The organism is Cupriavidus sp. FW306-1B-F12B, assembly GCF_058781795.1.
Genome location: NZ_JBYSXC010000006.1, coordinates 250,287 through 277,014, shown reverse-complemented (window position 1 = coordinate 277,014; position 26,728 = coordinate 250,287). Strand labels below are relative to the sequence as shown.

The window sequence follows — 26,728 nt, the reverse complement described above, 5'->3', positions numbered from 1 at the left end:
GAGAAAAAGGAAAGCATCGGCATGAACAAGCAAACCGAACCCTTCCTGCTCGACGCCACCGCCGAACAGGTCTCGCAGGTCGGCATCTCGCGTCCGCATGAATCCGCCCACCTGCACGTGGCCGGCACCGCCACCTACACGGACGACATCCCCGAGCTGGCCGGCACGCTGCACGCCGCGCTCGGCATGAGCACCCGCGCGCACGCCCGCATCAAGTCGGTCTCGCTCGACAAGGTGCGCGCCGCGCCCGGCGTGGTCGACGTGCTGACGGTGGACGACATCCCCGGCACCAACGACTGCGGCCCGATCATCCACGACGACCCGATCCTGGCGCGCGACGTGGTCCAGTTCGTCGGCCAGCCGGTCTTTATCGTGGTGGCGACCTCGCATGACGCCGCGCGCCGCGCCGCCCGCCTGGGCACGATCGACTACGAAGACCTGCCCCCGGTGCTGTCGCCGCAAGCCGCGCACGAGGCCGGCAGCTATGTGCTGCCGCCGATGCACCTGACGCGCGGCGAGCCCGCCGCGCGCATTGCCGGCGCGGCCCACCAGGACAGCGGCAGGATCCACCTGGGCGGCCAGGAGCAGTTCTACCTGGAAGGCCAGATCTCGTACGCCGCGCCGCGCGAGAACGACGGCATGCAAGTGTGGTGCTCGACCCAGCACCCGACCGAGATGCAGCACGCGGTGTGCCATATGCTCGGCTGGCAGGCGCACCAGGTGCTGGTCGAATGCCGCCGCATGGGCGGCGGCTTCGGCGGCAAGGAATCGCAGTCGGCGCTGTTCGCCTGCTGCGCCGCGCTGGCTGCCTGGAAGCTGATGTGCCCGGTCAAGCTGCGCCCGGACCGCGACGACGACATGATGATCACCGGCAAGCGCCATGACTTCGTGTTCGACTACACCGTGGGCCACGACGACGAAGGCCACATCGAGGGCGTCAAGGTCGAGATGGTGTCGCGCGCCGGCTTCTCGGCCGACCTGTCGGGCCCGGTGATGACCCGCGCCATCTGCCACTTCGACAATGCCTACTGGCTGCCGAACGTGCAGATCGACGGCTACTGCGGCAAGACCAACACGCAGAGCAATACCGCCTTCCGCGGCTTCGGCGGCCCGCAGGGCGCGTTCGCGGTCGAATACATCCTGGACAATGTCGCCCGCACGGTCGGCAAGGATTCGCTGGACGTGCGCCGCGCCAACTTCTATGGCAAGACCGAGAACAACGTCACGCCTTACGGCCAGACCGTGGAAGACAACGTCATCCACGAGCTGATCGACGAACTGGTGGCCAGCAGCGAATACCGCGCCCGCCGCGAGGCCACGCGCGCGTTCAACGCCACCAGCCCGGTGCTGAAGAAGGGCATCGCCATCACCCCGGTGAAGTTCGGCATCTCGTTCAACGTGGCCCACTTCAACCAGGCCGGCGCGCTGGTGCACGTCTACAACGACGGTTCAGTGCTGGTGAACCACGGCGGCACCGAAATGGGCCAGGGCCTGAACACCAAGGTGGCGATGGTGGTGGCGCATGAACTGGGCATCCGCATGGAACGCGTGCGCGTGACCGCGACCGATACCAGCAAGGTGGCCAATACCTCGGCCACTGCCGCTTCCACCGGCGCCGACCTGAACGGCAAGGCCGCGCAGGATGCCGCCCGCCAGATCCGCGAGCGCCTGGCCGTGTTTGCCGCGCGCAAGGCCGGCGTGGAGCCGTCCGAGGTGCGCTTCAACGATGACCTGGTCAGCGCCGGCGAACTGCGCGTGTCGTTCGGCGAGCTGGCGCGCGAAGCCTACGTGGCGCGCGTGCAGCTGTGGTCCGACGGCTTCTACACCACGCCCAAGCTGCACTGGGACCAGAGCAGGCTGCAGGGCCGCCCGTTCTACTACTTCGCCTACGGTGCCGCGTGCTCCGAGGTGCTGGTCGACACGCTCACCGGCGAATGGAAGCTGCTGCGCGCCGACGCGCTGCACGACGCCGGCCGCTCGCTGAACCCGGCGATCGACATCGGCCAGGTCGAAGGCGCCTTTATCCAGGGCATGGGCTGGCTGACCACCGAGGAACTGTGGTGGAACAAGGACGGCAAGCTGATGACGCACGCCCCGTCCACGTACAAGATCCCCACGGTCAACGACTGCCCGGAGGCATTCAACGTGCGCCTGTTCCAGAACCGCAACGTCGAGGACAGCATCCACCGCTCCAAGGCCGTGGGCGAGCCGCCGCTGCTGCTGCCGTTCTCGGTGTTCTTCGCGATCCGCGACGCCGTGGCTGCCGTTGGCGACTACCGCATCAACCCGCCGCTGAAGGCCCCGGCCACCAGCGAAGCGATTTTGGACGCCGTCGACGCCGTGCGCGCAGCCGCGGAGCAGCCAGCCTGAGCTGGCGGAACGATCGCAGGAAGCGCGCGCCTGCGGGCGCCCCCGGACTTTCCCCCCTTGGCCGCGTTGACGGGCAAGGGGCCGGTGGCAGAAGCAGGCGCGCGCCACTCTTGCGATGACACAGCGCAGGCAGCACCACAGCATCAAGCAGCAACCAGGCAACACCGACAAGGCCCCCGACATGCAGGACGCACCGCTCAAACCCTTCCGCTTCGCCGACGCCGCCCGCATGGTGCACGCCGGCGTGCCGGTGGCGATGGTCACCATCGTCGAAGTCAAGGGCTCGGCCCCGCGCGAGGCCGGCATCCGCATGCTGGTCAGCGCCGACGACCTGGTCGGCACCATCGGTGGCGGCCACCTGGAGTGGCGCGGCATGGATATCGCACGCGAGATGCTGGTGCGCGGTGAACAACGCCGGATCGAGCGCATTCCGCTCGGGCCGGCGCTGGGCCAGTGCTGCGGCGGCGTGGTGCAGCTGGCGTTCGAGGTACTGGGCAAAAGCGACCTGCACTGGCTTGACGCGGTCGAACGCAATTTCACCGCCGGCAAGGCAGTGCAGCGGCAGGTGCCGGCCAGCGGCGCGATCACCCATGGCGACAGCCATGCCGTGATCCCCGGCGTAACGCTGCACGCCGACGGCAGCTGGACCGATACGCTGGTGCCCGACACCATGCACGTGGTGCTGTTTGGCGCGGGCCATGTCGGCCATGCACTGGTCAAGGTGCTGGCCACGCTGCCGTGCCGCGTGCACTGGGTCGACGAGCGCGACACGCTGTTCCCCGGCGGGCTGCCCGACAATGTCGAGGCCGAGGCCAGCGACACGCCCGAAGCGGTAGTGGCCCAGGCGCCCGCGGGCAGCTACTTCCTGGTCATGACGCACAGCCATGCGCTGGACCAGACCCTGTGCGAGGAAATCCTCAAGCGCACCGATTTCGCCTACTTCGGGCTGATCGGCTCCAAGACCAAGCGCGCGCGCTTTGAACACCGCATGGCCGAGCACGGCATCGACCCGGCCCGGTTTGCGGAAATGACATGCCCCATGGGGGTTCCCGGGATTACCGACAAGGCTCCGGCTATGATTGCGGTAGCCATCGTCGCCCAGCTGCTCCAGGTCCGCGAACAGCGCCTTGCCGCGCTGCGTCTGGGCCGCCCGGAGGCGGTGCATCCCTGAACCCGTGCCGCCGGCCCCGCCGGCAGGCACAGAAATGCCCAGAAACGAGGCCCCCATGACCATCGATGCCGCGCTCGCGGAACAGATCCGCCGCACTCCCAAGGCCGAACTGCATGTGCATATCGAAGGCACGCTTGAGCCGGAACTGATCTTCCGGCTGGCGCAGCGCAACCAGGTGGCGCTGCCCTATCCCAGCGTCGAGGCGCTGCGCGCCGCCTACGCCTTCACCGACCTGCAGTCGTTCCTGGACATCTACTACGCCGGCGCCAGCGTGTTGCTGACCGAGGAAGATTTCTTCGACATGACCATGGACTACGTCAAGCGCGCCGTCGCCGACAACGTCCGCCACGCCGAGATCTTTTTCGATCCGCAGACCCATACCGCGCGCGGCGTGCCGATCGGCGTGGTGATCGACGGCATCGCCGATGCCCTGGCCCAGGCGCGCACCGAATATGACTTCTCCAGCAGCCTGATCCTGTGCTTCCTGCGCCATCTGCCGGAGGAAGACGCCTTCGCCACGCTGGAAGCGGCGCTGCCCTACCGCGACCGCTTTGTCGGCGTGGGCCTGGATTCGTCCGAGCAAGGCAACCCGCCCGAGAAGTTCGCGCGCGTGTTCGCCAGGGCGCGCGAGCTGGGCCTGCACCTGGTGGCCCACGCGGGCGAGGAAGGTCCGGCGCAATACGTCACCGACGCCCTCGACATCCTCAAGGCGCAGCGTATCGACCACGGCGTGCGCGCCATCGACGATCCGGCACTGGTGGAACGCCTGGCGCGCGAGCGCGTGGCGCTGACCGTGTGCCCGCTGTCCAACGTCAAGCTCAAGGTCTACCCGGACCTGCGCGACCACCCGCTCAAGCGCATGCTCGATGCCGGCGTGGTGATCACGCTGCATTCGGACGATCCGGCCTACTTCGGCGGCTATATGAACGCCAACTGGGAAGCCACCTTCGAGGCGCTGCCGCTGGACGCGGCCGATGCCCACAAGCTTGCCCGCAACAGCTTTGAAGCGGCCTTCCTGCCTGCCATGCAGAAGGCCGAATTCCTGGCGGAAGTCGACCACTTCTGGTCGAGCCCGCCCAAGTCCCCGCCCGCAACGGCCCCAGCGGCCTGAGCGCGGCGCATGCCAATAGCCCGGCCCGCTGCTTGAACCATGCCGTTCCGCGCGGGCCGGCCACAAGAGACAAACCATGACGACCAACCCCAAGACTGACTCCCTCACCCGTGCCATTCGCGGCCGCGTGCTGCATTTCCTGCGCGATCCGCAATTCCATGAGGATGCGTATCAGTATTGGGACGACGGGGTGCTGATCGTCACCAACGGGCGCATCGCCGCCGCCGGCGACCATACGCAGCTGGCTGCGCGCATTCCGGCTGATGCCGAGATCGTCGACCACCGCGGCAAGCTGATCGTGCCCGGCTTTATCGACACCCACGTGCACTACCCGCAGACCGACATGATCGCGTCGCCGTCGCCGGGCCTGCTGCACTGGCTCGACACCTACACCTTCCCCGAAGAGCGCCGCTTTGCCGACCCCGACTACGCGCGCGGCGTGGCCGGCTTCTTCACCGAGGAACTGCTGCGCAACGGCACCACCAGCGCGGTGGTCTGGAGCACGGTGCACAAGGCCTCGGCCGAGGCTCTCTTTGCCGAAAGCGAGGCGCGCAACCTGCGCATGGTCACGGGCAAGGTGATGATGGACCGCAACTGCCCGGAATTCCTGCGCGATACGGCCGAGACCGGCGCCCGGGACTCCGCCGACCTGCTCTCGCGCTGGCATAACAAGGGGCGCCTGGCCTACGCCATCACTCCGCGCTTTGCCCCGACCTCGACCGAGGCGCAGCTGGCCGCCTGCGGCGAGCTGGCGCGCGCCTATCCGGACGCCTTTATCCAGACCCACGTGGCCGAGAACCGCGACGAGGTCAAATGGGTGGCCGAGCTGTTCCCGGACGCGCGCAGCTACCTGGACGTGTACGACCGCTACGGCCTGCTGCGCCCGGGCGCGATGTATGGCCACGCCATCTACCTGGACCAGGACGACCGCCGGCGCCTGGCCGACAGCGGCGCCGCAGTGGCGCATTGCCCCACCTCCAACCTGTTCCTGGGCAGCGGCTTCTATGACTTCCACCAGTCCGACGCCAACCGCCTGAACGTGACGCTGGCCACCGACGTCGGCGGCGGCACCTCGTTCTCGATGTTCCGCACCATGAACGCGGCGCACAAGGTGGCGCGCATGGGCGGCTACTACCTGACCGCGCTGCGCATGTTCTACCTGGCCACCCGCGCCGCGGCCGAGGCGCTGGGCTGGACCGACCGCGTCGGCAACTTCAGCGTTGGCTGCGAGGCCGACTTCATCGTGCTGGACCCCAAGGCCACGCCGCTGATCGCGCGCCGCAGCAACCGCTCGGAAACGCTGGAAGAAGAGCTGTTCGCCTTTGCCATGCTGGGCGACGACCGCGTCATCGACAGCGTCTATGTGATGGGCGAGGCCGCCCACGTGCCGGCCGCCTGATCCGTCACCTGGCCAGCAGCCGCCCGCCGCCATGCGGCGGGCGCGCGTTTACCGCTTCGCCCCCGCCTCCGGCTTGACGACCGTCAAGGCCGCCTTCGACAAAGCCTTCTAACCTTGCGGTTCCGCCGCGGCCGTCTGCGTGCCGTGCGCCCCATACCCATCCGACCGCAATCAGAAGGTTCCGCATGACCGCTTCCCAATCCGCCGCTCACGCCCCTGAGCGCGCCAGTGGCCCGCATGGCGTGCCCCATGCCGCGCGCAAGGGCGCGCCCAACCACGCCCCGCTGCCGGAGCCGATCGCGCCGGACGCCCCGCTGCCCTCGCGCAAGATCATCCGCGGCTGGTTGATCCCGCTGGGCCAGCGCAGCACGCCGCGCGCACTGCTGTTGTTCGCCTTCGACTACTTGCTGTTCGGCGCCGTGTTGGCCGGCGTGGTGCTGGCGCAGCACTGGGCCGCCAAGCTGGCGCTGGGCGTGCTGGCCGGGCTGATCATCGCGCGCCTGTTTATCATCGGCCACGATGCCTGCCACCAGAGCCTGACCCCGCGCCGCGGCCTGAACAAGTGGCTGGGACGGCTCACCTTCCTGCCCTCGCTGACGCCGTACAGCCTGTGGGAAGTCGGCCACAACGTGGTGCACCATGGCTATACCAACCTGAAGGGCTTCGACTTCGTCTGGGCGCCCTACTCACTGGAAGAATTCAACGCGCTGCCGCGCTGGCGCCGCGTGATGGAGCGCATCTACCGCACCGGCTTCGGCCCGGGCCTGTACTACCTGGTGGAAATCTGGTGGTGCAAGATGTTCTTCCCCAGCAAGCGCCAGATGGCTACGCGCCGCCCGATCTTCACCGGCGACTGTGTGCTGGTAGCCGCCTTCGGGCTGGCCTGGATCGGCGCGCTGGCGGGCCTGGCGCTGGCCACGGAGCAGTCGGTGTGGTTGCTGATCGGCGCGGGCTTTGTGCTGCCATTCCTGGTCTGGAACGTCACCGTCGGCTTCGTGCTGTATGTGCACCACACCCACACCAGCGTCGCCTGGTATGACACCAAGGCCATGTGGGCCAAGGCACAGCCCTTTGTCTCGACCACCGTGCACCTGCGCTTCCGCCACGGCATCGGCGCGGCGCTGCACCACATCATGGAACACACCGCGCACCACGTCGACATGAGCGTGCCGCTGTACCGCCTCAAGCGCGCCCAGGCACTGCTGGAGCACGCGCTGCCGGGCCGCATCATCATCGAGAACTTCTCCTGGCGCTGGTATTTCGATACCGCGCGCCGCTGCAAGCTCTATGACTTCAAGGCCCTGTGCTGGACCGATTTCCGCGGCCGCCAGACCAGCGACAACGCGCCTGTACCCGTCTGAGGGGTCAGGCCTTGTGGCGGGGGCAGGTGGACGCCTGCCCCCGCCGCCGCTATAATTGCCGCTTCCATTGGGGAGTAGCCGCCCTGCTCTCACCGCGCCGCGCAATGCGGACTCCGGGGGACAGGGGCGTACGTCAACAGACTTGACCGCTTGCGGTTATGGCGTGCGCAGCTCCGGACCCGCCCGGCCGTACTGATACGGACCCTGCAGCGTCCAGCCTGGCGAGACCGATGACCATACCTTTCTGGCCGGGCCGGGAAAGGTGTGCGTCATTGGCATCTCGCGATGCATTGCGGCCCGGTTACCCCACAACACCAATATGGAAGCCTTCCTCGTCTCCACAGGCATCGTCGCCCTCGCTGAAATGGGCGACAAGACGCAATTGCTGTCGCTGGTGCTGGCCGCGCGCTACCGCAAGCCCGTTCCCATCATCGTTGGCATCCTGATCGCCACGCTGTTCAACCACGGCTTTGCCGGTGCGCTCGGCGGCTGGATCACGCATGTGCTGGGCGAAAGCCTGCTGCGCTGGATCCTGGGCCTGGGCTTTATCGCGATGGCGGCATGGATGCTGATCCCCGACAAGCTCGACGACGCCGAACAGGCCAGGCCGGTCAAGGGCGCCCTTGGCATCCTCGGCACCACCATCGTGGCCTTCTTCTTTGCCGAGATGGGCGACAAGACCCAGATCGCCACCGTGGCGCTGGCCGCGCGCTTCAGCGATGCGGTGATTGCCGTGGTGGCCGGCACCACCTTCGGCATGATGGTCGCCAATGCGCCGGCGGTCCTGCTTGGCGACAAGTTTGCCAACAAGATGCCGATCGGACTGGTGCACAAGATCGCGGCGGGGATCTTCCTGGTGCTGGGGGTGCTGGCGTTGCTGAATATCGGCGGATAAGTCGCCGAAAAAAACGGGGCACAAGGCCCCGTTCAAACCCTCGCCGGTCCGGTACTGATGGTTGCCAACTGCACAACCCTCCGGACCGTCGATCACCGATGCTCGGATTTCGCGGGCCGGCGGCACGCGCCGGCCCTGATGCTTTTCAGATCAAGCCACCCTCAGTTGGTGGTCTTGGCACCGCCTTCGAACCACTGGCCCAGCAGGGCGCGTTCGTCGTCGGTGATCTGCGTCACGTTGCCCAGCGGCATCGCCTTCTGCTGCACGGCCTGCTGGTAGATCAGCTGCGCGTGGGCCTTGATGTCTTCCGCGGTATCGAGCTTGATGCCCTTGGCTGCGGTCGGCATCATCTTCGGCTGCTCGGCGTGGCACTGCACGCAGCGTGCGTTCATCACTTCCTGCACCTTGGCAAAGCTGACGGCGGTGGCGGCTTCACCACCTTCTGCCTTGGCCACGGCCGGGCGCGGTTGCGGCGCGATCAGCACGGCGACCACGGCCAGCACGGCAACGCCGGCTGCGGGCCAGGCCACGTTGATCTTGCCCTTGTGCTTGAGGATGAAGAACTGGCGGATCAGCACACCGGCGAGCATGATCAGGATCAGCGCGGCCCAGTTGTACTTGTAGCTGTAGGTCATGCTGTAGTGGTTCGACAGCATCGCGAACAGCACCGGCAGCGTGAAGTACGTGTTGTGCACGCTGCGCTGCTTGGCGTTCTTGCCATGGACCGGATCGACCGGCTGGCCCGCGCGCAGCGCGGCAACCACCTTGCGCTGGCCCGGGATGATCCACACCAGCACGTTGGCGCTCATGATGGTGGCGATCATCGCACCGGTCAGCAGGAACGCCGCACGGCCCGAGAACAGGTGGCACGCCACGTAGGCAGCCACGGCCACGTAGATCGCCACCAGCACGCCCACGGTCTTGTCGCTCTTGCCGAACACGCGGCAGATCACGTCATAGACCACCCAGCCCGCGGCCAGGTAGGACAGCGCCAGGCCGACCGCCGCGCCGGGCGACATGTCGTAGACGTTCTTGTCGATCAGGAACGTGCTGGCGTTGAACAGGTACAGCACCACCAGCAGGCCGAAGCCGGTCATCCAGGTGGAATACGACTCCCAGTAGAACCAGTGCAGGTTCTCAGGCAGCGTCTTGGGTGCGGTCAGGTATTTCTGCGGGTTGTAGAAACCGCCGCCGTGCACTGCCCACAGCTCGCCGCCGACACCCTTCTCCTGCAGGTCAGGATCGGTGGGACGGGTCAGGCTGTTGTCGAGCCAGACGAAATAGAACGAGGAGCCGATCCACGCGATCGCCGTGATGACGTGCACCCAGCGCAGCAGCAGATTGGCCCAGTCGAGAATGTAGCCTTCCATGTCTTGTCTCCTGTTTCCCTATGCCACCGCTTCAGCTGCCGCGGTAGGTCGAGTACGACCAGGGCGAGACCAGGAGGGGCACGTGGTAGTGCGCGTTGACATCGGCAATGCCGAAGCGCAGGGGCACCACGTCCAGGAAAGCCGGCTCGGGCAGCTGCGTGCCTTGCGCGCGGAAGTAGTCGCCCGCGGCGAATTCCAGCTCGTACACGCCAACGGCGAAGTCCGCGCCTTCCAGCAGCGGCTGGTCGCAACGGCCGTCGTGGTTCGTCACGACTGTCTTCAGGGTTTCGCGACGATTGTCGACAATCTTATGAAGAGTAACCGACATGCCCTTGCCGGGCGTGCCGGCAGCGGTGTCAAGTACGTGTGTGGTCAAGCGTCCCATCGTGTTTTTCCTTAGGCGATTGGGTTGTGAGGGGCGCCGCTGCCTTCACTAGCACCATTTGTGGGAATGGTGCCCGCTCGGTACGTCTGGTAACGCATCCCGGCGCTGGGTGGTGCGTGGCGACAATGCGCCTGCACTACCCGGTTGGCAATTCAGGGATTTCCCTGAGTTGTCGAAAACCTGAGTCGGTTTTGTTGACAATATTGAAGCAGTAACCAAATAATTGTCAACAATTTTTGGATCACCGCTGCCTGATGTCCAGGATTTGCGGTGCCCTGCCTGACTGCTGGTGCCACGATGTCCAAGAGCCTGAAGCTGATTGCCGCCAACGCCGAAACCAAGGCCGACGCCGAGCTGACCGAGATCCAAGCGGGCAAGCCCGCCAAGCCCGCACGCAAGGGCTCGGTCGAAGAGCGCATGTATCACGAGATCTACGACGCGATCATGGAGCACCGGCTGCCGCCGCGCACCAAGCTGACCGAGCATTCCCTTTGCGAGATCTATGCCACCGCGCGGCACACGGTGCGCAAGGTGCTGTCGCACCTGGCAGCCGACGGCATGGTCGATCTCGAACCCAACCGCGGCGCCTTTATCGCCAGCCCCTCCACCGACGAAGCGCACGACATGTTCGAGCTGCGCCAGATGCTGGAACGCGCGGTGCTGGAAAAGCTTGCCGGCATGCCCGACGTCAAGGCCGTGATCGCGCCGCTGCGCCAGATGGTGGCCAGCGAGCGCCAGGCGTTCCTCACGCATGACCGGCCCAAATGGATCCGCCTGTCCGCCGAGTTCCATACGGCGCTGGCGGAACTGTCGGGCAATGCGCTGCTGGTCAACATGATGCGCCGGCTGGTGTCGCGCACCACGCTGATGATCGCCAGCGTGGAAGCCCCGGGCAACAACGCCTGCTCGTTCGATGAACACGAAGAGATTCTCGACGCACTCGAACAGGGCAATGCCGCGCTGGCCCAGTCGCGCATGGCGCACCACCTTGGCGCCTGCGCCGACCGCGTGCAGCCGGACGAGCCGGGCAACTTCGATCTTCGCAGCGTACTAGGCCGCTCCACCTAGCACGGTGTTCCCGCCCCTGCCCCCAACTACAAGGCCAGACCCGGTCGGCAAACAGCACCCGGCTCACCGACGAGAGTGCTGAGACGACAGGCAGATAACGGTCCGGAGACCTTCCGGGATCCAGGACCGGGGCCATGGCAGTGGTGTTCCCATCAAACCAAAGGAGAGGAGACGCACCCATGAATTCCGCAAGCACCACGGTCCCGACGGACCTCACCAACGAGCGTTTGCCTTCCGGGCGCCTGCTCGCGCTCGGGTTGCAGCACGTTCTGGTGATGTACGCCGGCACGGTTGCCGTGCCCCTGATCGTTGGTGGCGCGCTCAAGCTGCCCAAGGACCAGCTGGCGTTCCTGATCAACGCCGACCTGTTCGCCGCGGGCCTGGCCACGCTGATCCAGGCCTTTGGTTTCTGGAAGTTCGGCATCCGCCTCCCCGTGATGATGGGCGTGACCTTCGCCTCGGTGGCGCCGATGATCGCCATCGGCACCGATCCCAATGTCGGCCTGCTCGGCATCTATGGCGCGGTGATCGCATCGGGGGTATTCGGCATCCTGATCGCGCCGATGATGGGGCGCATGCTGGGGCTGTTCCCGCCGGTGGTGACCGGCACGGTGATCACGCTGATCGGCGTGTCGCTGATGCGCGTGGGCATCAACTGGGCGGCCGGCGGCCAGCCCACCACCCGTGCCGTGATCGACGGCGTGGTCAAGGAGGTGCCCAACCTCGCCTACGGCGACCTGGCCAACCTCGGCATTGCCGGCCTGACGCTGCTGATCATCCTGCTGCTGACCAAGTACGGCCGCGGCCTGGTGGCCAACTGCGCAGTGCTGCTGGGCATCATCGCCGGCACGCTGGTGGCGATGGCGATGGGCAAGGTGTCGTTCGAAGGCCTGGATGAAGCCAGCTTCGTCGCCGTCATCACGCCGCTGCACTTCGGCATGCCGACCTTCGAAGTGACCGCCATCCTGTCGATGTGCATCGTCATGCTGATCACGCTGGTGGAGTCCACCGGCATGTTCCTGGCGCTGTCCGACATCACCGGCAAGAAGCTGAGCAACGAGGACCTGACCCGCGGCCTGCGCGCCGACGGCCTCGGCACCGTGATCGGCGGCATCTTCAACACCTTCCCGTACACCTCGTTCTCGCAGAACGTGGGCCTGGTGACGGTGACCGGCGTGCGCTCGCGCTACGTGGCGGCTGCCGGCGGCATCATCCTGATCGCCTTCGGCCTGTTCCCCAAGATGGCCCACGTGGTGGCCTCGGTGCCGCAGTTCGTGCTGGGCGGCGCCGGCATCGTGATGTTCGGCATGGTGGCCGCCACCGGCATCCGCATCCTGGGCTCGTGCGATTTCAACCGCAACCGCCACAACCTGTTCATCGTCGCCATCTCGATCGGCGCCGGCATGATCCCGACGCTGGCACCGACCTTCTTCCAGTACTTGCCGAAGTGGACCGGTCCGTTCACCCACAGCGGCATCGTGCTGGGCACGATCGTGGCCGTGGCGCTGAACCTGTTCTACAACGGCATCCAGTCGCGCGAGGAGGCCATGCGCAACGCCGCCGCCAACTCGCACGGCACCGAGTAACTGAAGCAACGGTATCGAAGTATCCGGCACCGCCGCCGGCACGACTGGCACGTTCATTGCGTGATGGTCGGCGCTTGCGGGCGGCGCGGCGGTGCCGGGCGTTTTCCTGAAGCAAGCAAAGACACATGACAAAAGATAACTATCCACGCGATCTCATCGGATATGGTGCCCGGCCGCCGCACGCCCGCTGGCCGGGCGGCGCGCGCGTTGCGCTGCAGTTCGTGCTCAACTACGAAGAAGGCGGCGAAAACTGCGTGCTGCACGGCGATGCCGCCTCCGAGCAGTTCCTTTCCGAGATCGTCGGCGCCGCGGCCTACCCCGACCGCCACATGAGCATGGAGGGCATCTACGAATACGGCTCGCGCGCCGGCGTCTGGCGCCTGCTGCGCGAGTTCGAGAAGCGCGGCCTGCCGCTGACCATCTTCGGCGTGTCGATGGCGCTGCAACGCCATCCTGAACTGACCCGCGCCTTGGTCGAACTGGGCCACGAGATCGCCTGCCACGGCTGGCGCTGGATCCACTACCAGGGCATCGACGAAGCCACCGAGCGCGAGCACATGCGCATCGGCATGCAGATCATCAAGGACCTGACCGGCGAACTGCCGCTGGGCTGGTACACCGGCCGCGACAGCCCCAACACGCGCCGCCTGGTGGTGGAGCACGGCGGCCTCCTGTACGACTCGGACTACTACGGCGACGACCTGCCCTTCTGGACCGAGGTCGAAGTCACCGGCGGCGAGAAGAAGCCACACCTGGTGGTGCCGTACACGCTCGACTCCAACGACATGCGCTTTGCCACGCCGCAGGGCTTCAATACCGGCGAACAGTTCTTCCAGTACCTGAAGGATGCGTTCGACGTGCTGTACGAGGAAGGCGACCCGAGCGGCCAGGACAGCCCCAAGATGCTGTCGATCGGCATGCACTGCCGCCTGCTCGGCCGCCCGGGCCGCTTCCGCGCGCTGCAGCGCTTCCTCGACTATGTGCAGGGACACGACAAGGTGTGGATCTGCCGCCGTGTCGACATCGCCCGCCACTGGGCCGATACCCACCCCTACCCCCCCCGGAACCAAGCATGAGCCAGACCTACACCATCGCCCAACTCAACACCATGCCTGTCGCGGAGTTCGTGCAGGTGCTGGGCGGCATCTACGAACACTCGCCGTGGTTTGCCGAGACCGCAGCCGCGCAGCGGCCCTTCGCCGACGGCGCCGCGCTGGCGCAGGCACTGCGCAAGGCGGTCGATGAAGCGGGCGAGGCGGCCCAGCTCAAGCTGGTGCGCGCCCACCCGGAGCTGGCCGGCAAGGCCGCCGTGCGCGGCGAGCTGACCGCCGAATCCACGCGCGAACAAAGCGGCGCCGGCCTGAACCTGTGCACGCCCGAGGAGTTCGACCGCCTGCAGTCGCTCAACGCGGCCTATAACCACAAGTTCGGCTTCCCGTTCATCCTGGCCGTGCGCGGCTACGACCGTCACGGGATCATCGCGGAGTTCGCGCGCCGACTGGAAAACACGCCGCAGCAAGAGTTGCAAACTTGCATCAACCAGATCCATCGCATTGCGCAGTTCCGGCTTGACGACTTAGTATCCGCCTGAGCAAAAAAGCGTCACCTGTATAACAAAAAACGCTGTACCCGATGCCGCCGGCACCCATGCACCACCCCTCACCGAGCCAAGCCAGGCGGCACGAATAAAAGCACCAAGACATTAGAAGAACCCGACAGGGACCCAGTACACAACGTTCCAAGCAGGATCAAAAACCACGGAGGTCTAACAATGCAGAAGCAGTACAAGCCGGCACTAAAGCTGGCGGCAGTAGCGGCTACCCTTTTTTCCGGTGCGGCCATGGCCCAGTCCAGCGTCACGCTGTACGGCCAGGCTGACATGTTCATCGGCGGCGTCAAGAGCCCGGGTTCGGGCGAGCGCGCATGGGTGGCCAACTCGGGCGGTATGCAGACGTCCTACTGGGGCATCAAGGGCACCGAAGACCTGGGCGGCGGCACCAAGGCCATCTTCGACCTGAACGGGTTCTTCCGCACGGACAGCGGCAACAGCGGCCGCTTCACCGGCGACTCGATGTTCAGCCGCAACGCGTACGTCGGCCTGCAGAATGACAAGCTGGGTACGTTGAAGCTGGGCCGCAACACCACCCCGTACTTCATCTCGACCATCCTGTTCAACCCGCTGGTCGACTCGTACGTGTTCTCGCCGACCATCTTCCACACCTACTTCGGTGCGGCCAGCAATGGCGTGGTGGATCCGGGCATCATCGGCGACTCGGGCTGGAGCAACTCGGTGCTGTACTCCACCCCGAACTTCGGCGGCCTGAGTGCGAACCTGATCTACTCGGCAGGCGAGAAGGCAGGTGCCGCGGGCCAGAACAAGTGGGGCGGCAACCTGATGTACTTCAACGGGCCGTTCGCCGCGACCGTCGCGTTCCAGCAGGTCCGCTTCAACGCCGTTCCCGACGACCTGTCGGTAGCAGGCCTGAGCCGCCAGGACGCTGTGCTGGGCGGCATCACGTACGACTTCAAGGTGGTCAAGCTGTTCGCCCAGGGCCAGTACATCAAGACCAAGGCCAGCACGGCCGCCAGCGGCGACATCAAGCACACCAACGGTCAGGTCGGGGCCTCGGTACCGGTCGGTGCCGGCAACGTGCTGGCGTCCTACGCCTATGGCAAGACCGAGAACGCGATCGGTGACTTCAAGCGCAACACGTTTGCCGTCGCCTACGACTACAACCTGTCCAAGCGCACCGACGTCTACGCCGCTTACTACTACGACAAGATCACCGGCATCGAGCACGGCGATACCTTCGGCGTGGGCATGCGTCACAAGTTCTGATGGCGTAAGCGCCTCACCGGCAGCACTGGAGCCCGCCTTCCCGGCGGGCTTTTTCATTGCCGCGCACGCGTCACTTTAGGCAAGACTTTTGCCCCGGAATGCTGCAGCGCGCCATTCCCTGCTAAGCTTCACACCGGATCGGAAGCCCGCGCTCCATAGTCGGATTCAATTGGAACGGCCCCCGCCCGCTACCTAGATTGGTGTTCCAGGCCTCAAAAAACGATCCTAGAGAGGTGATTCATGCGGCGATATCCGAAGACCCGTTCCGAACTGATGGCCATCCTGAACCAGTGCCTCGACAACAACCCCGAGTGCGGCGAATGCGAGTTGCACGCGGTGCGAATGCACCAGCCTGACCATACCGGATGCAACTGGAGCGCCGAGGTCGATTTCCCGCAAGAATCCGTCGACAACCTGGGCACGCAGCTCGCCGCGGCCAAGTCGATCATTGTCGTAATGCGCGAGCAGTACAACGTGCTGCAATAGCCACCGAACCAGCAGCGTGCCCTGCGCGCTTGCCGCGGGGCACCATCAAAGAAAAAGCCGGATCATCAGACCCGGCTTTTTACATTGGCTCACGCCTTTCAGCGCATCAGCGCACCGCGTTGCTCTCCGCCACCGCCACGGCCGTCATGTTGACGATCCGGCGCGTAGTGGCCTGCGGGTTCAGGATATGCACCGGCTTGGCCGCGCCCAGCAGGATCGGGCCCACCGTGACGCCCTGCCCGCCCGTGATCTTGAGCAGGTTGAAGGCGATATTGGCGGCGTCCAGCGTCGGCATCACCAGCAGGTTGGCGCTGCCGGCCAGCTTGGTCGACGGCAGGAAATGGCGGCGCACGTCTTCGTCCAGGGCAGCGTCGCCCTGCATCTCGCCTTCCACTTCCAGGTGCGGAGCCACCTTGGCCAGAATCCCCGCGGCCTCGCGCATCTTGCGCGCCGACGGACGGGTAGAAGAGCCGAACATCGAGTGCGACATCAGCGCGACCTTGGGAACCAGGCCGAAACGCGCGATTTCCTCAGCGGCCAGTTGCGTGATCGCGGCCAGTTCGTCGGCGGTGGGATCGTCGTTGACGAAGGTGTCGGTGATGAACAGCGTATGCTTTTCGAGCATCAGCGCGTTCATCGCGGCGAACACCTTGGCGCCCGGCGCCAGGCCGATCACGTCGCGCACGTGCTCGAGGTGTGCCTCGAAGCGGCCCACCGTGCCGCACAGCAGCGCATCGGCATCGCCCATGTGCATCAGCATGGCGCCGATCAGCGTGTTGGAGCGGCGCAGGGCCACCTTGGCCATGTCCGGCGTCACGCCGTCGCGGCCGCGCAGCGCGTGGTAGGCCTCGTGGTAGGCGCGATAGCGCGGGTCTTCTTCCGGATTGACCAGATCGAAGTCCACCCCGGCCTTGAGGCGCAGGCCGGCCTTCTCGATGCGCATCTGGATCACGTGCGGGCGGCCGATCAGGGTGGGGCGGGCCAGCCCTTCGTCGACCACGGTCTGCACGGCACGCAGCACGCGCTCTTCCTCGCCCTCGGCGTAGGCCACACGCTTGGGCGCGGCCTTGGCGGCCGAGAACACCGGCTTCATGATCAGGCCGGTGTGATAGACATAGGTGGACAGCTGCTGGCGATACGCCTCGAGATCCTTGATCGGGCGCGTGGCCACGCCGGATTCTTCCGCGGCCTTGGCCACCGCCGGCGCGATCTTCTCGATCAGGCGCTGGTCGAACGGCGTCGGGATGATGTAGTCCGGGCCGAACTTCAGCTCACGGCCGCCGTAGGCGGCGGCAACGGCGTCGTTCAGCTCGGCCTCGGCCAGCTCGGCGATGGCCTTGACGCAGGCCAGCTTCATCGCTTCCGTGATCTTGGTCGCGCCGCAATCCAGCGCGCCGCGGAAGATGTACGGGAAGCACAGCACGTTGTTGACCTGGTTCGGGTAGTCCGAACGGCCAGTGGCGATGATGCAGTCCGGTCGCGCGGCCTTGGCCACTTCCGGGCGGATTTCCGGCTCGGGGTTGGCCAGCGCCAGGATGATGGGCTTGTCGGCCATGGTCTTGACCATCTCGGCGGTCAGCACGCCGGCGGTCGAGCAACCCAGGAAGACGTCGGCGTCCTTGACGATGTCAGCCAGCGTGCGCGCCGAGGTGTCCTGCGCATAGCGCGCCTTGTTGGCTTCCATGTTGGCGTCGCGGCCAACATAGATCACGCCCTTGGAGTCCACCACCGAGATGTTCTCGCGCTTCACGCCGAGGCTGACCATGGTGTCCAGGCAGGCAATGGCGGCCGCGCCGGCGCCGGACACGGCCAGCTTCACCTTGGCGACGTCCTTGCCGACCACCTTCAGGCCATTGAGCAGCGCCGCGGTAGAAATGATCGCGGTGCCGTGCTGGTCGTCGTGGAAGACGGGGATGTTCATGCGCTCGCGCAGCTTCTGCTCGATGTAGAAGCATTCCGGCGCCTTGATGTCTTCCAGGTTCACGCCGCCCAGCGTGGGCTCGAGCGCGGCAACGATCTCGACGATCTTGTCCGGGTCGCGCGCGTCGAGCTCGATGTCGAACACATCGATGCCGGCGAACTTCTTGAACAGGCAGCCCTTGCCCTCCATCACCGGCTTGCCGGCCAGCGGGCCGATATCGCCCAGGCCCAGCACGGCGGTGCCGTTGGTGACCACGGCCACCAGGTTGGCGCGCGAGGTGTACTCGGCGGCGGTGGCGGGGTCCTTGGCGATTTCCTCGCAGGCATAGGCCACGCCCGGCGAATATGCCAGCGACAGGTCGCGCTGGTTGGACAGCGCCTTGGTCGCGGTTACCTGGATCTTTCCCTTGGTGGGGCTGCGGTGGTATTCCAGCGCGGCGAGGCGCAATTGCGCTTCAGGACTGTTCGGGGCATGTTGCGGTGCATCACCGCTATTCTTGCTGCTCATTGGCTCGTCCGGAAAATGGCCCGAACCGGAAGCGCCCCTCTCCCGCCAAGATCCGGCTCAGCCCCGATCGAGAAATCTCAGGATACGGGCCGGCAGCGAAGGACAACGCCTGGCAGCGAAACTGGCGATCCCGGCAGACAGGCCGGAAAAATCGAGCAACCATTCTAGCCCACGTGTCCGCGCAAAGTACCACCAGAGCCCGCCTGCAGGCCGCTTTTTGGGTGGATTATTCCAGTTAAACAGCTTTTACCATTGCGTATGCAATGCAGGTGCAGACGCATGCCCGTGCATGCATCCGCACGCATCGCCTGGCAGGGACCGCGCGGCCGGCCCCGGCCGCCCTACTTTGCGTTTTTCTCGACCTCGAGCGTCACCCGGCGCGGACGGCCGCTCTCGGCCGGGAAGTCGGTAAAGGCGCTGCGGATCAGGTAGGGCATGACCGCAGGCAGGCTGCCGTTCTCGGTCTGGTTCTGCGCGGTGACCTGGTAGACCCGCTTGCCGCTGGCCGCATCCCTGAAATACACCCGCAGGCTGGAGAACGTCACCGGAATGTCGCGCACCACGGTCTGCGGCGGCCAGTAGCCCGGCCCCCATGGGCCCCACGGACCCCAGGGCCCGTACGGGCGGTAGTAGCCAGGCCCCCAGTACGGGCCCCACGGGCCGTACCACGGGTCCGGATAGACGGTCTCGGCCACGCGCACGATGCCGGGCGCGGCATCGAAGTCCATGCTGACGCGATAGCGCGCCTGTTTCGCCGGCGCCTGCTCGAAGCCGATCTCCGCCAGCGCCGCGGCCAGCCACTGCTCATAGGTCTGGCGGTCAAGCTGCGCCGCCTGCTCGGCGCTGCGCTCGAAGCTGTAGGTGCGCGGCGCATCGTTCTGCCAGCCGGGCTGGCGGAACGCCGTGACATCGGTCACCACCGTGCTGGCGCACCCTGACAGCAACAGCGCCGCCAGCAACGCCATCGCCCCCCACCACCTGCGCGGCCCCGCCGCTCCTGCCTTGCCGACACCGCCTGCGCGCTGCCACATAGTGCTACCTCGCTTTCCGCTGAATACCCACGTGTCTCTGAGACCACGCCGCCGGCGCGGAATTCCCCGCAGCTTGCCGATGCCGTGCTGCGCCGGGCCGCGCCCCGACCCCTTGGCTACAATGAGGACTTCAGCGCCATGCTTCGCTGCCGCGCGCATGGCCCGCCCCCTTTCCTAACGGTCTTCCGAAGACAGGATCTTTCCATGCTGCGCACCGACACGCCCGTTACCGTCTATCGCAAAGACTATACCCCGCCGCCGTTCGCCATCGACCACGCCGAACTGGTGCTGGACCTCGATCCCCAGCGCACCGTGGTCACCAGCACGCTGCGCTTCGCGCGCCAGGCCGGCGCGCCCGACGCAGCGCTGGTGCTGGCCGGCGAGGAACTCGAACTGATCGGCGTCAGCCTGGACGGCAAGCCGGTCGCCAACGCGACCCAGGATGCCGGCACGCTGACCATCCCCGGCCTGCCGGCGCAGGGCACGCTGGAGATCACCACCGCTTGCCAGCCCGCGGCCAATACCACGCTGTCGGGCCTGTATGTGTCCAACGGCAACTTCTTCAGCCAGTGCGAAGCCGAGGGCTTCCGCCGCATCACCTACTTCCTGGACCGCCCCGACGTGATGGCGACCTACCGCGTCACGCTGCGCGCCGACCGCGCCGCCTATCCGGTGCTGCTGTCCAACGGCAACCTGGTGGGCCAGCGCGAACTGCCCGACGGCCGCCATGAAGCCGTATGGGAAGACCCGTTCCGCAAGCCGGCCTACCTGTTCGCGCTGGTCGCGGGCAAGCTCGAATGCATCGAGGAACGGATCCAGTCCGCCTCCGGCAAGGACAAGCTGCTGCAGGTCTGGGTCGAGGCGCGCGACCTCGACAAGACCCGCCACGCCATGGATTCGCTGATCCATTCGATCCGCTGGGACGAGCGCCGCTTCGGGCTGGAACTGGACCTGGACCGCTTCATGATCGTCGCCGTGGGCGACTTCAACATGGGCGCAATGGAGAACAAGGGCCTGAACATCTTCAACACCAAGTACGTGCTGGCCAACGCGCAGACCGCCACCGACACCGACTTCGCCAATATCGAGGCGGTGGTCGGCCATGAGTACTTCCACAACTGGACCGGCAACCGCGTGACCTGCCGCGACTGGTTCCAGCTTTCGCTCAAGGAAGGCCTGACGGTGTTCCGCGACCAGGAGTTCTCGGCCGACATGATGGGCTCGGAATCCGGCCGTGCGGTCAAGCGCATCGAGGACGTGCGCGTGCTGCGCCAGGTGCAGTTCCCCGAGGACGCCGGCCCGATGGCGCACCCGGTGCGCCCCGACAGCTATGAAGAGATCAATAACTTCTACACGGTCACCGTGTACGAGAAAGGCGCCGAAGTCGTGCGCATGTACCAGACCCTGCTCGGCCGCGACGGCTTCCGCAAGGGCATGGACCTGTACTTCCAGCGCCATGACGGCCAGGCCGTCACCTGCGACGACTTCCGCGCGGCCATGGCCGATGCCAACGGCCGCGACCTGACGCAGTTCGGCCTGTGGTACAGCCAGGCCGGCACCCCGGTGGTGACGGCGCGCACGGACTGGAACGGCGACGACGGCAGCCTGACGCTGACGCTGTCGCAGCGCTGCCCCAAGGTCGGCATCGAGACCCGCGCCGGCACGCCCGAGAAGCAGCCCTTCCATATCCCGTTCGCGCTCGGGCTGCTTGGCGCAGACGGCAAGGACCTGCCGCTGCAGCTCGAAGGCGAAAGCACGCCCGGGACGACCACGCGCGTGCTCGACTTCACGCAGGCCGAGCAGAGCTTCCGCTTCATCAACCTGCCGCGCGGCGCCAGTGCCCCGCTGCCCTCGCTGCTGCGCAACTTCTCGGCGCCGGTGATCGTCGATGCCGAGTACACCGACGCGCAGCTGACCTTCCAGCTGTCGCACGACAGCGATGCCTTCAACCGCTGGGAAGCCGGCCAGCGCCTGGCCACGCGCGCGCTGCTGCAGCTGGTGGCCGAGGTCCAGGCCGGGCGCGAGCTCAAGCTCGATCCCGCGCTGGTGCAGGCCATGCGCGCCGTGCTCACCGACGACACGCTCAACCCCGCCTTCCGCGAACAGGCGCTGGTGCTGCCCGCCGAGGCCTACCTGGCCGAGCGCATGGGCGTGGCCGATCCCGCCGCCATCCACCGCGCCCGCCAGTTCATGCGCGAAGGCCTGGCGCGCGCGCTGCAGGCCGACTGGCTCGCCGCCTACGAGGGCAATGCCACGCCGGGCGCCTACTCGCCCGATGCCACCTCCGCCGCCAGGCGCGCACTGCGCAACCTTGCGCTCGGCTACCTGGCCGACGGCGGCGATGCCGCGATGCAGGCGCTGGCCGAGCAGCAGTACCAGAACGCCGACAACATGACCGACCGCTTCGCCGCGCTGTCGGCGCTGGTCAACAGCTTCGCCCCCGGCCGCGAGCACGCGCTGGCGGACTTCTATGAGCGCTTCGAGGACGACCCGCTGGTGATCGACAAATGGTTCTCGCTGCAAGGCATGCAGCGCGGTGAAGTCGGCCCGCACGCCGGCAAGCGCACCATCGACACCGTGCTCGCGCTGATGGAGCACCCCGCCTTCAACCTGCGCAACCCCAACCGCGCGCGTTCGCTGATCTTCAGCTTCTGCTCCGGCAACCCGGCCCAGTTCCACGCCCAGGACGGCTCGGGCTACCGCTTCTGGGCCGACCAGGTGCTGGCGCTCGACGCCATCAACCCGCAAGTGGCGGCGCGCCTGGCGCGGGTGATGGACCGCTGGCAGAAGTACGAAATGGCGCTGCGCGACCGCATGCGCGCCGAACTGGAACGCGTCGCCGCCAGCAGCACGCTGTCGCGCGACGTGCGCGAGATCGTCGGCAAGGCGCTGGCCGCCTGAGCGGCGGGAACGACACAAGGAGGCCCGCCAACGCCCCCTTTGCCCGGTCAAGCGCGGCCGGGCATGTAGAATTGCGGCCATCCAAGGAGAACCAACCATGACTCGCATCAGCCTCACCCGCTACCTGGTCGAGGAGCAGCGCAAGCACAACACGATCCAGCCCGAACTGCGGCTGCTGATCGAAGTGGTCGCGCGCGCCTGCAAGGCCATTTCCAACGCCGTCAGCAAGGGCGCCCTCGCCGGCGTGCTGGGCTCGGCCGGCACCGGCAACGTCCAGGGCGAAACCCAGCAGAAGCTGGACGTGATCGCCAATGAAGTGCTGCTCGACGCCAATGAATGGGGCGGCCACCTCGCCGCGATGGCGTCGGAAGAAATGGAATCGTTCTACGAGATTCCCAACCGCTACCCGAAGGGCGAATACCTGCTGATGTTCGACCCGCTGGACGGCTCGTCGAACATTGACGTCAACGTCTCGATCGGCACCATCTTCTCGGTGCTGCACATGCCCAAGCCGGGCCAGACCGTGACCGAGGCCGACTTCATGCAGCCCGGCACCCACCAGGTCGCCGCCGGCTACGCCGTCTACGGCCCGCAGACCACCCTGGTGCTGACCGTCGGCAACGGCGTGCACATGTTCACGCTCGACCGCGAGGCAGGCAGCTTCGTGCTGACGCACTCCAATGTGACGATCCCGGACGACACCAAGGAATTCGCCATCAACATGTCGAACATGCGCCACTGGGCCCCGCCCGTGCGCCGCTACATCGACGAATGCCTGGCCGGCGAAGAAGGCCCGCGCGGCAAGAACTTCAACATGCGCTGGGTCGCCTCGATGGTCGCCGACGTGCACCGCATCCTGACCCGCGGCGGGATCTTCATGTACCCGTGGGACCAGCGCGAGCCGGAAAAGCCGGGCAAGCTGCGCCTGATGTACGAAGCCAACCCGATGGCGATGCTGGTCGAGCAGGCCGGCGGCGCCGCCACCAACGGCCACCAGCGCATCATGGACGTGCAGCCCGAAAAGCTGCACCAGCGCGTCTCCGTGATCCTGGGCTCCAAGAACGAAGTGGAACGCGTCACGCGCTACCACCTGGAAGCCGAAGGCAAGGCCTGATTCCGGCCGCGCGGCAATAGCACGGGGCGCCCAGGTGGCGCCCCGTTTTCTTTCGGCCCCGGCCGGATGGCACGGGCGACACAAAAGGGGTTCACAGGGCGGAAAAACGCTGCTATTATTGCGGGCTGTTCCAGTTCACCGGAACATGTTGCCGAAGTAGCTCAGTCGGTAGAGCAGCTCATTCGTAATGAGAAGGTCGGGGGTTCGATTCCTCTCTTCGGCACCACAGAATTCCAGGGCATCGCCCACACAAGCCAACCCGGACAGCGTCACGCTCTCCGGGTTTTTTGTTGCCTGTGATCGGGCAAAGCCGGCGGTGGCAGCGGGCGCCCCAGCCGGTGCGCCCACCAGTAGCGGAAGGGATGATCGAAGTCGGGATAAAGCACCGGCTGGCTGAAGCAGCCGGCACGCTTCATCAGGAGGTAGGCAGCAAGCATGGCCGCCCAAAAAACTAGCAGTTCCACGATAACGGCCACCCTTGGATTTACAGGCGGCTGTTTTCATTATAGGTAGCCGCCTACCCCAGGGGGACGATGGCGCACCCGTGCAAACCCTAGGGTCTGTTCCCTCAATACACATCCGGAACGATCATCTCCTTCGGCACCGGTTGCCGCACATAGTCCTCATGCCGTTCGCGCCCCGGCAGCACCACGCTGGGCGCCTCCACTTCCGCATAGGGCACCTGGCTCAGCAGGTGATGGATGCAGTTCAGCCGTGCGCGCTTCTTGTCGTCGGCCTGCACCACCCACCACGGCGCCTCGGCAATATGCGTGCGCTCGAGCATGATTTCCTTGGCCTTGGTGTAGTCCTCCCAGCGGCGCTGCGATTCCAGGTCCATCGGGCTCAGCTTCCACTGCTTGAGCGGATCGTGGATGCGGCTGAGGAAGCGCAGGCGCTGTTCGTCGTGCGTGATCGAGAACCAGTACTTGATCACCTGGATGCCGGAGCGCACCAGCATCTTTTCGAACTCGGGCACTGAGCGGAAGAACTCTTCGTACTGGTCGTCGGAGCAGAAGCCCATCACGCGCTCGACGCCGGCGCGGTTGTACCAGCTGCGGTCGAACAGCACGATCTCGCCGGCGGCGGGCAAGTGCGCCACGTAGCGCTGGAAGTACCACTGGGTGCGTTCGCGGTCGTTGGGCGCTGGCAGCGCCGCCACGCGGCAGACGCGCGGGTTCAGGCGCTGCGTGATGCGCTTGATCACGCCGCCCTTGCCGGCGGCGTCGCGTCCTTCGAAGATGATGACGATCTTGTGTCCGGTGGCTGCCACCCAGCTCTGCAGCCGCACCAGTTCGCCCTGCAGGCGGAACAGCTCGCGGAAATAGTGGCGGCGGCTGTCCTGCTCGGCCTCGTCGTCCAGGTGCACCGGATCGCCGAAGGCCTCGCTGGCTTCGCGGTCGTCCAGTTCCAGTTCGATCTCTTCGTCGTAGTAGTCGGCCACCTCATTGTGGATGCGCCGCACCAATTCTGCTTCGCCCGGTCTCATCTGATCTGCTCTCCCTGTGGATACAACGCGGTCGCGCCGATACTCGCATGCCGGTATTGCAGCCGCGTGAAAGCGGGGCAGGCCAACCGCCCTGCCCCGCCTTCCTGCCTGCCCCTGCAGATTACGCCAGTTACGCCGCCGGATTGATGTTGTGGTTGTGGCGGAACAGGTTGCCCGGGTCATAGCGCCGCTTCACCTCGACCAGCCGGTCGTAGTTGGGCCCGTAGGCCGCGCCGATGCGGTCGGTTTCTTCCTGCGTCAGGAAGTTCACATAGACGCTGCCCAGCGCGAAGGGCGCTGCCGCGCGGAACACTTCACGGGCCCAGCTGATGCACTTGTCGTCGTCAGTGGGCGCGTCCCAGCGCCCGTGCAGGTTCATGATGAAGTTGGCGTCGCGGCTGGCGTAGGCGGTGGCATCGGGCGCGACGCGGTTGGTCTGCCCGCCCATGGCGCCGATAAAGACCTCGCATTGCGGCGAGGGCAGTTTGCCGATCTGTTCGATCAGCATCGTGATCAGGCCGTCGTCCAGCCCGGCGAAGTTGTGCGATTTCCAGTAGTTGCGCGCGCCCGGTGTCAGCAATGGATCGAACGCCTGCTGCCATGCCGTGAGCGGCATCGGGCCGAGATGCTCGCCATAGGGTGTGCCGAGCTTGCGCAACGGCTCGACCAGTTCGGGGCCTTTGTCAGGCGGGCCGATATAGCAGATCGCCAGTGCCGCGACCGGCTTGCCGTGCGTCTCGGGCGGCAGGAACGGCAGCGGCGGCGCCTGGCGCAGCACCACCCAGACGGTCAGCTCGTCAGGCATCGACTTGAACAGTTCACGGTAGGCCGGCAACACCGCGGCGGCCTGTTCCAGCGGATAGACGATCAGCCCGCCATAGATCTCGGGGCCGACCGGGTGCAGCCGGAACTCGAACATCGTCACCACGCCGAAGTTGCCGCCGCCGCCGCGCAGCGCCCAGAACAGGTCGGCGTTCTCGCCGGCGCTGGCGCGCACCAGCTTGCCGTCGGCGGTCACGACCTGTGCCGCCACCAGGTTGTCGACGGTGGTGCCGAACTTGCGGCTGAGCCAGCCGAAGCCGCCGCCGAGCGTCAGCCCGGCCACGCCGGTGGTGGAGTTGATGCCCAGTGGCGTGGCGAGGCCAAAGGCCTGCGCCTCGTGGTCGAAATCGCGCAGCGTGGCGCCGGGCTCCACATAGCCGCGTTGCGCGTGGGGATCGATGCGTACGGATTTCATCTGCGACAGGTCCAGCACCATGCCGTCCTCGCAGATCGCCAGCCCGCCGATATTGTGGCCGCCGCCGCGTATCGACAGCAGCACGCCATGGTCGCGCGCGAAGTTGACCGCGGCGATCACGTCGGCAGCGCCCGCGGCCTGCACGATCAGTGGCGGACGGCGGTCGATCATCGCGTTCCAGATGCGGCGCGCTTCGTCGTAGCCGCTGTCGTCGGGCTGCAGCAGGCGCCCGCGCAGCTGCGCCTTGAGTGCCTCAATGTGTTCCTGCGATGGCTGGGCCATAGTGTGCCTCCCGATGCTGGTTGGAAACATCGGACGGCGCGCGGCGTCTGGGTGCAGGGAAATGGCCACGAGGACCGATGACTAGATCATTTAAGGCAGTCACCGCTTGAATGTAAATGGGCCTTTGGCCCCACGCGCACAATCCCCATGGCAAGTGCCGCAACGCGTTCATGCCGCCCCGCCACCCTGCCGGCCTATCATGAATGAA

At 66.2% G+C, this 26,728-nt stretch carries 20 protein-coding genes, 1 tRNA gene and 1 riboswitch; of the genes, 15 read left to right on the top strand and 6 right to left on the bottom strand.

What is annotated here, in order from left to right; genetic code table 11:
* The first annotated feature begins 21 nt into the window (after positions 1-21).
* From xdhB to AC3WLE_RS13205, 6 genes are all read left to right on the top strand, one after another.
* Positions 22-2,370 (top strand): xanthine dehydrogenase molybdopterin binding subunit, encoded by a 2,349-nt coding sequence (gene xdhB, locus AC3WLE_RS13230; protein WP_492357429.1) that lies wholly within the window; start codon positions 22-24, stop codon positions 2,368-2,370.
* Positions 2,371-2,551: 181 nt separating this feature from the next.
* Positions 2,552-3,541, top strand: coding sequence for a xanthine dehydrogenase accessory protein XdhC (xdhC, locus tag AC3WLE_RS13225; RefSeq protein ID WP_492320972.1), 990 nt, complete (start codon positions 2,552-2,554; stop codon positions 3,539-3,541).
* A gap of 55 nt (positions 3,542-3,596) precedes the next feature.
* A complete protein-coding gene (locus AC3WLE_RS13220) occupies positions 3,597-4,652 on the top strand; it encodes an adenosine deaminase (protein WP_035819904.1) in 1,056 nt (351 codons plus the stop codon).
* A gap of 76 nt (positions 4,653-4,728) precedes the next feature.
* The gene (gene guaD, locus AC3WLE_RS13215) at positions 4,729-6,051 is read left to right on the top strand and encodes a guanine deaminase (protein WP_492357428.1); all 1,323 of its coding nucleotides are present in this window, start codon (positions 4,729-4,731) and stop codon (positions 6,049-6,051) included.
* A gap of 185 nt (positions 6,052-6,236) precedes the next feature.
* Positions 6,237-7,412, top strand: coding sequence for a fatty acid desaturase (locus tag AC3WLE_RS13210; protein WP_492320945.1), 1,176 nt, complete (start codon positions 6,237-6,239; stop codon positions 7,410-7,412).
* Positions 7,413-7,461: 49 nt separating this feature from the next.
* Positions 7,462-7,667, top strand: a riboswitch (yybP-ykoY riboswitch).
* Between the two features lie 64 nt (positions 7,668-7,731).
* Entirely contained in the window at positions 7,732-8,307 is a 576-nt protein-coding gene (locus AC3WLE_RS13205; RefSeq protein ID WP_492320946.1) for a TMEM165/GDT1 family protein, read from the top strand.
* Between the two features lie 161 nt (positions 8,308-8,468).
* On the opposite strand, the gene AC3WLE_RS13200 is transcribed toward AC3WLE_RS13205, so the two are convergent.
* Both AC3WLE_RS13200 and uraH read right to left on the bottom strand, forming a co-directional pair.
* The gene (locus AC3WLE_RS13200; protein WP_010809170.1) at positions 8,469-9,677 is read right to left on the bottom strand and encodes a urate hydroxylase PuuD; all 1,209 of its coding nucleotides are present in this window, start codon (positions 9,675-9,677) and stop codon (positions 8,469-8,471) included.
* A gap of 31 nt (positions 9,678-9,708) precedes the next feature.
* Positions 9,709-10,062: a hydroxyisourate hydrolase gene (gene uraH, locus AC3WLE_RS13195; protein WP_010809171.1), complete on the bottom strand. Its 354-nt coding sequence runs from the start codon at positions 10,060-10,062 to the stop codon at positions 9,709-9,711.
* Positions 10,063-10,359: 297 nt separating this feature from the next.
* Here uraH and AC3WLE_RS13190 point away from each other — a divergent pair, with 297 nt between their 5' ends.
* From AC3WLE_RS13190 to AC3WLE_RS13165, 6 genes are all read left to right on the top strand, one after another.
* Positions 10,360-11,130, top strand: a complete 771-nt coding sequence (locus tag AC3WLE_RS13190; protein ID WP_492320947.1) for a GntR family transcriptional regulator — start codon at positions 10,360-10,362, stop codon at positions 11,128-11,130.
* A gap of 179 nt (positions 11,131-11,309) precedes the next feature.
* Positions 11,310-12,716: a nucleobase:cation symporter-2 family protein gene (locus AC3WLE_RS13185; protein ID WP_492320948.1), complete on the top strand. Its 1,407-nt coding sequence runs from the start codon at positions 11,310-11,312 to the stop codon at positions 12,714-12,716.
* Between the two features lie 125 nt (positions 12,717-12,841).
* Positions 12,842-13,792, top strand: a complete 951-nt coding sequence (puuE, locus tag AC3WLE_RS13180) for an allantoinase PuuE (protein ID WP_492363578.1) — start codon at positions 12,842-12,844, stop codon at positions 13,790-13,792.
* Positions 13,789-14,307: a 2-oxo-4-hydroxy-4-carboxy-5-ureidoimidazoline decarboxylase gene (uraD, locus tag AC3WLE_RS13175; RefSeq protein ID WP_492340245.1), complete on the top strand. Its 519-nt coding sequence runs from the start codon at positions 13,789-13,791 to the stop codon at positions 14,305-14,307. The genes puuE and uraD overlap by 4 nt, the downstream gene beginning before the upstream one ends.
* Before the next feature lie 180 nt (positions 14,308-14,487).
* Positions 14,488-15,555, top strand: a complete 1,068-nt coding sequence (locus tag AC3WLE_RS13170) for a porin (RefSeq protein ID WP_492320949.1) — start codon at positions 14,488-14,490, stop codon at positions 15,553-15,555.
* A gap of 240 nt (positions 15,556-15,795) precedes the next feature.
* Complete coding sequence (locus AC3WLE_RS13165) at positions 15,796-16,041, top strand: hypothetical protein (RefSeq protein ID WP_010809178.1); 246 nt, start codon at positions 15,796-15,798, stop codon at positions 16,039-16,041.
* 106 nt (positions 16,042-16,147) lie between these two features.
* Here AC3WLE_RS13165 and AC3WLE_RS13160 read toward each other — a convergent pair whose 3' ends face one another.
* Together AC3WLE_RS13160 and AC3WLE_RS13155 are read right to left on the bottom strand one after the other, a co-directional pair.
* Complete coding sequence (locus AC3WLE_RS13160) at positions 16,148-18,469, bottom strand: NADP-dependent malic enzyme (protein ID WP_010809179.1); 2,322 nt, start codon at positions 18,467-18,469, stop codon at positions 16,148-16,150.
* 341 nt (positions 18,470-18,810) lie between these two features.
* The gene (locus AC3WLE_RS13155) at positions 18,811-19,434 is read right to left on the bottom strand and encodes a DUF4136 domain-containing protein (protein ID WP_492320974.1); all 624 of its coding nucleotides are present in this window, start codon (positions 19,432-19,434) and stop codon (positions 18,811-18,813) included.
* 270 nt (positions 19,435-19,704) lie between these two features.
* On the opposite strand from AC3WLE_RS13155, the gene pepN reads away from it, so the two are divergent.
* The 3 genes from pepN (at position 19,705) to AC3WLE_RS13140 (ending at position 23,741) form a co-directional block, all read left to right on the top strand.
* Positions 19,705-22,401, top strand: coding sequence for an aminopeptidase N (pepN, locus tag AC3WLE_RS13150; RefSeq protein WP_492357345.1), 2,697 nt, complete (start codon positions 19,705-19,707; stop codon positions 22,399-22,401).
* Between the two features lie 97 nt (positions 22,402-22,498).
* Entirely contained in the window at positions 22,499-23,515 is a 1,017-nt protein-coding gene (locus tag AC3WLE_RS13145) for a class 1 fructose-bisphosphatase (protein WP_492320951.1), read from the top strand.
* Between the two features lie 150 nt (positions 23,516-23,665).
* Positions 23,666-23,741, top strand: a tRNA-Thr gene (locus AC3WLE_RS13140).
* A 342-nt stretch (positions 23,742-24,083) separates the two neighbouring features.
* Here the strand turns inward: AC3WLE_RS13140 and ppk2 are convergent.
* Complete coding sequence (gene ppk2, locus AC3WLE_RS13135) at positions 24,084-25,001, bottom strand: polyphosphate kinase 2 (protein WP_436221104.1); 918 nt, start codon at positions 24,999-25,001, stop codon at positions 24,084-24,086.
* Positions 25,002-25,131: 130 nt separating this feature from the next.
* Positions 25,132-26,520, bottom strand: a complete 1,389-nt coding sequence (locus AC3WLE_RS13130) for an FAD-binding oxidoreductase (RefSeq protein ID WP_492320952.1) — start codon at positions 26,518-26,520, stop codon at positions 25,132-25,134.
* Positions 26,521-26,728: the final 208 nt, after the last annotated feature.

Bases quoted from the DNA above. Each gene is read 5' to 3' on its own strand.
- xdhB (WP_492357429.1), top strand. From the start codon at position 22: ATGAACAAGCAAACCGAACCCTTCCTGCTCGACGCCACCGCCGAACAG.
- xdhC (WP_492320972.1), top strand. From the start codon at position 2,552: ATGCAGGACGCACCGCTCAAACCCTTCCGCTTCGCCGACGCCGCCCGC.
- AC3WLE_RS13220 (WP_035819904.1), top strand. From the start codon at position 3,597: ATGACCATCGATGCCGCGCTCGCGGAACAGATCCGCCGCACTCCCAAG.
- guaD (WP_492357428.1), top strand. From the start codon at position 4,729: ATGACGACCAACCCCAAGACTGACTCCCTCACCCGTGCCATTCGCGGC.
- AC3WLE_RS13210 (WP_492320945.1), top strand. From the start codon at position 6,237: ATGACCGCTTCCCAATCCGCCGCTCACGCCCCTGAGCGCGCCAGTGGC.
- AC3WLE_RS13205 (WP_492320946.1), top strand. From the start codon at position 7,732: ATGGAAGCCTTCCTCGTCTCCACAGGCATCGTCGCCCTCGCTGAAATG.
- AC3WLE_RS13200 (WP_010809170.1), bottom strand. From the start codon at position 9,677: ATGGAAGGCTACATTCTCGACTGGGCCAATCTGCTGCTGCGCTGGGTG.
- uraH (WP_010809171.1), bottom strand. From the start codon at position 10,062: ATGGGACGCTTGACCACACACGTACTTGACACCGCTGCCGGCACGCCC.
- AC3WLE_RS13190 (WP_492320947.1), top strand. From the start codon at position 10,360: ATGTCCAAGAGCCTGAAGCTGATTGCCGCCAACGCCGAAACCAAGGCC.
- AC3WLE_RS13185 (WP_492320948.1), top strand. From the start codon at position 11,310: ATGAATTCCGCAAGCACCACGGTCCCGACGGACCTCACCAACGAGCGT.
- puuE (WP_492363578.1), top strand. From the start codon at position 12,842: ATGACAAAAGATAACTATCCACGCGATCTCATCGGATATGGTGCCCGG.
- uraD (WP_492340245.1), top strand. From the start codon at position 13,789: ATGAGCCAGACCTACACCATCGCCCAACTCAACACCATGCCTGTCGCG.
- AC3WLE_RS13170 (WP_492320949.1), top strand. From the start codon at position 14,488: ATGCAGAAGCAGTACAAGCCGGCACTAAAGCTGGCGGCAGTAGCGGCT.
- AC3WLE_RS13165 (WP_010809178.1), top strand. From the start codon at position 15,796: ATGCGGCGATATCCGAAGACCCGTTCCGAACTGATGGCCATCCTGAAC.
- AC3WLE_RS13160 (WP_010809179.1), bottom strand. From the start codon at position 18,469: ATGAGCAGCAAGAATAGCGGTGATGCACCGCAACATGCCCCGAACAGT.
- AC3WLE_RS13155 (WP_492320974.1), bottom strand. From the start codon at position 19,434: ATGGCGTTGCTGGCGGCGCTGTTGCTGTCAGGGTGCGCCAGCACGGTG.
- pepN (WP_492357345.1), top strand. From the start codon at position 19,705: ATGCTGCGCACCGACACGCCCGTTACCGTCTATCGCAAAGACTATACC.
- AC3WLE_RS13145 (WP_492320951.1), top strand. From the start codon at position 22,499: ATGACTCGCATCAGCCTCACCCGCTACCTGGTCGAGGAGCAGCGCAAG.
- ppk2 (WP_436221104.1), bottom strand. From the start codon at position 25,001: ATGAGACCGGGCGAAGCAGAATTGGTGCGGCGCATCCACAATGAGGTG.
- AC3WLE_RS13130 (WP_492320952.1), bottom strand. From the start codon at position 26,520: ATGGCCCAGCCATCGCAGGAACACATTGAGGCACTCAAGGCGCAGCTG.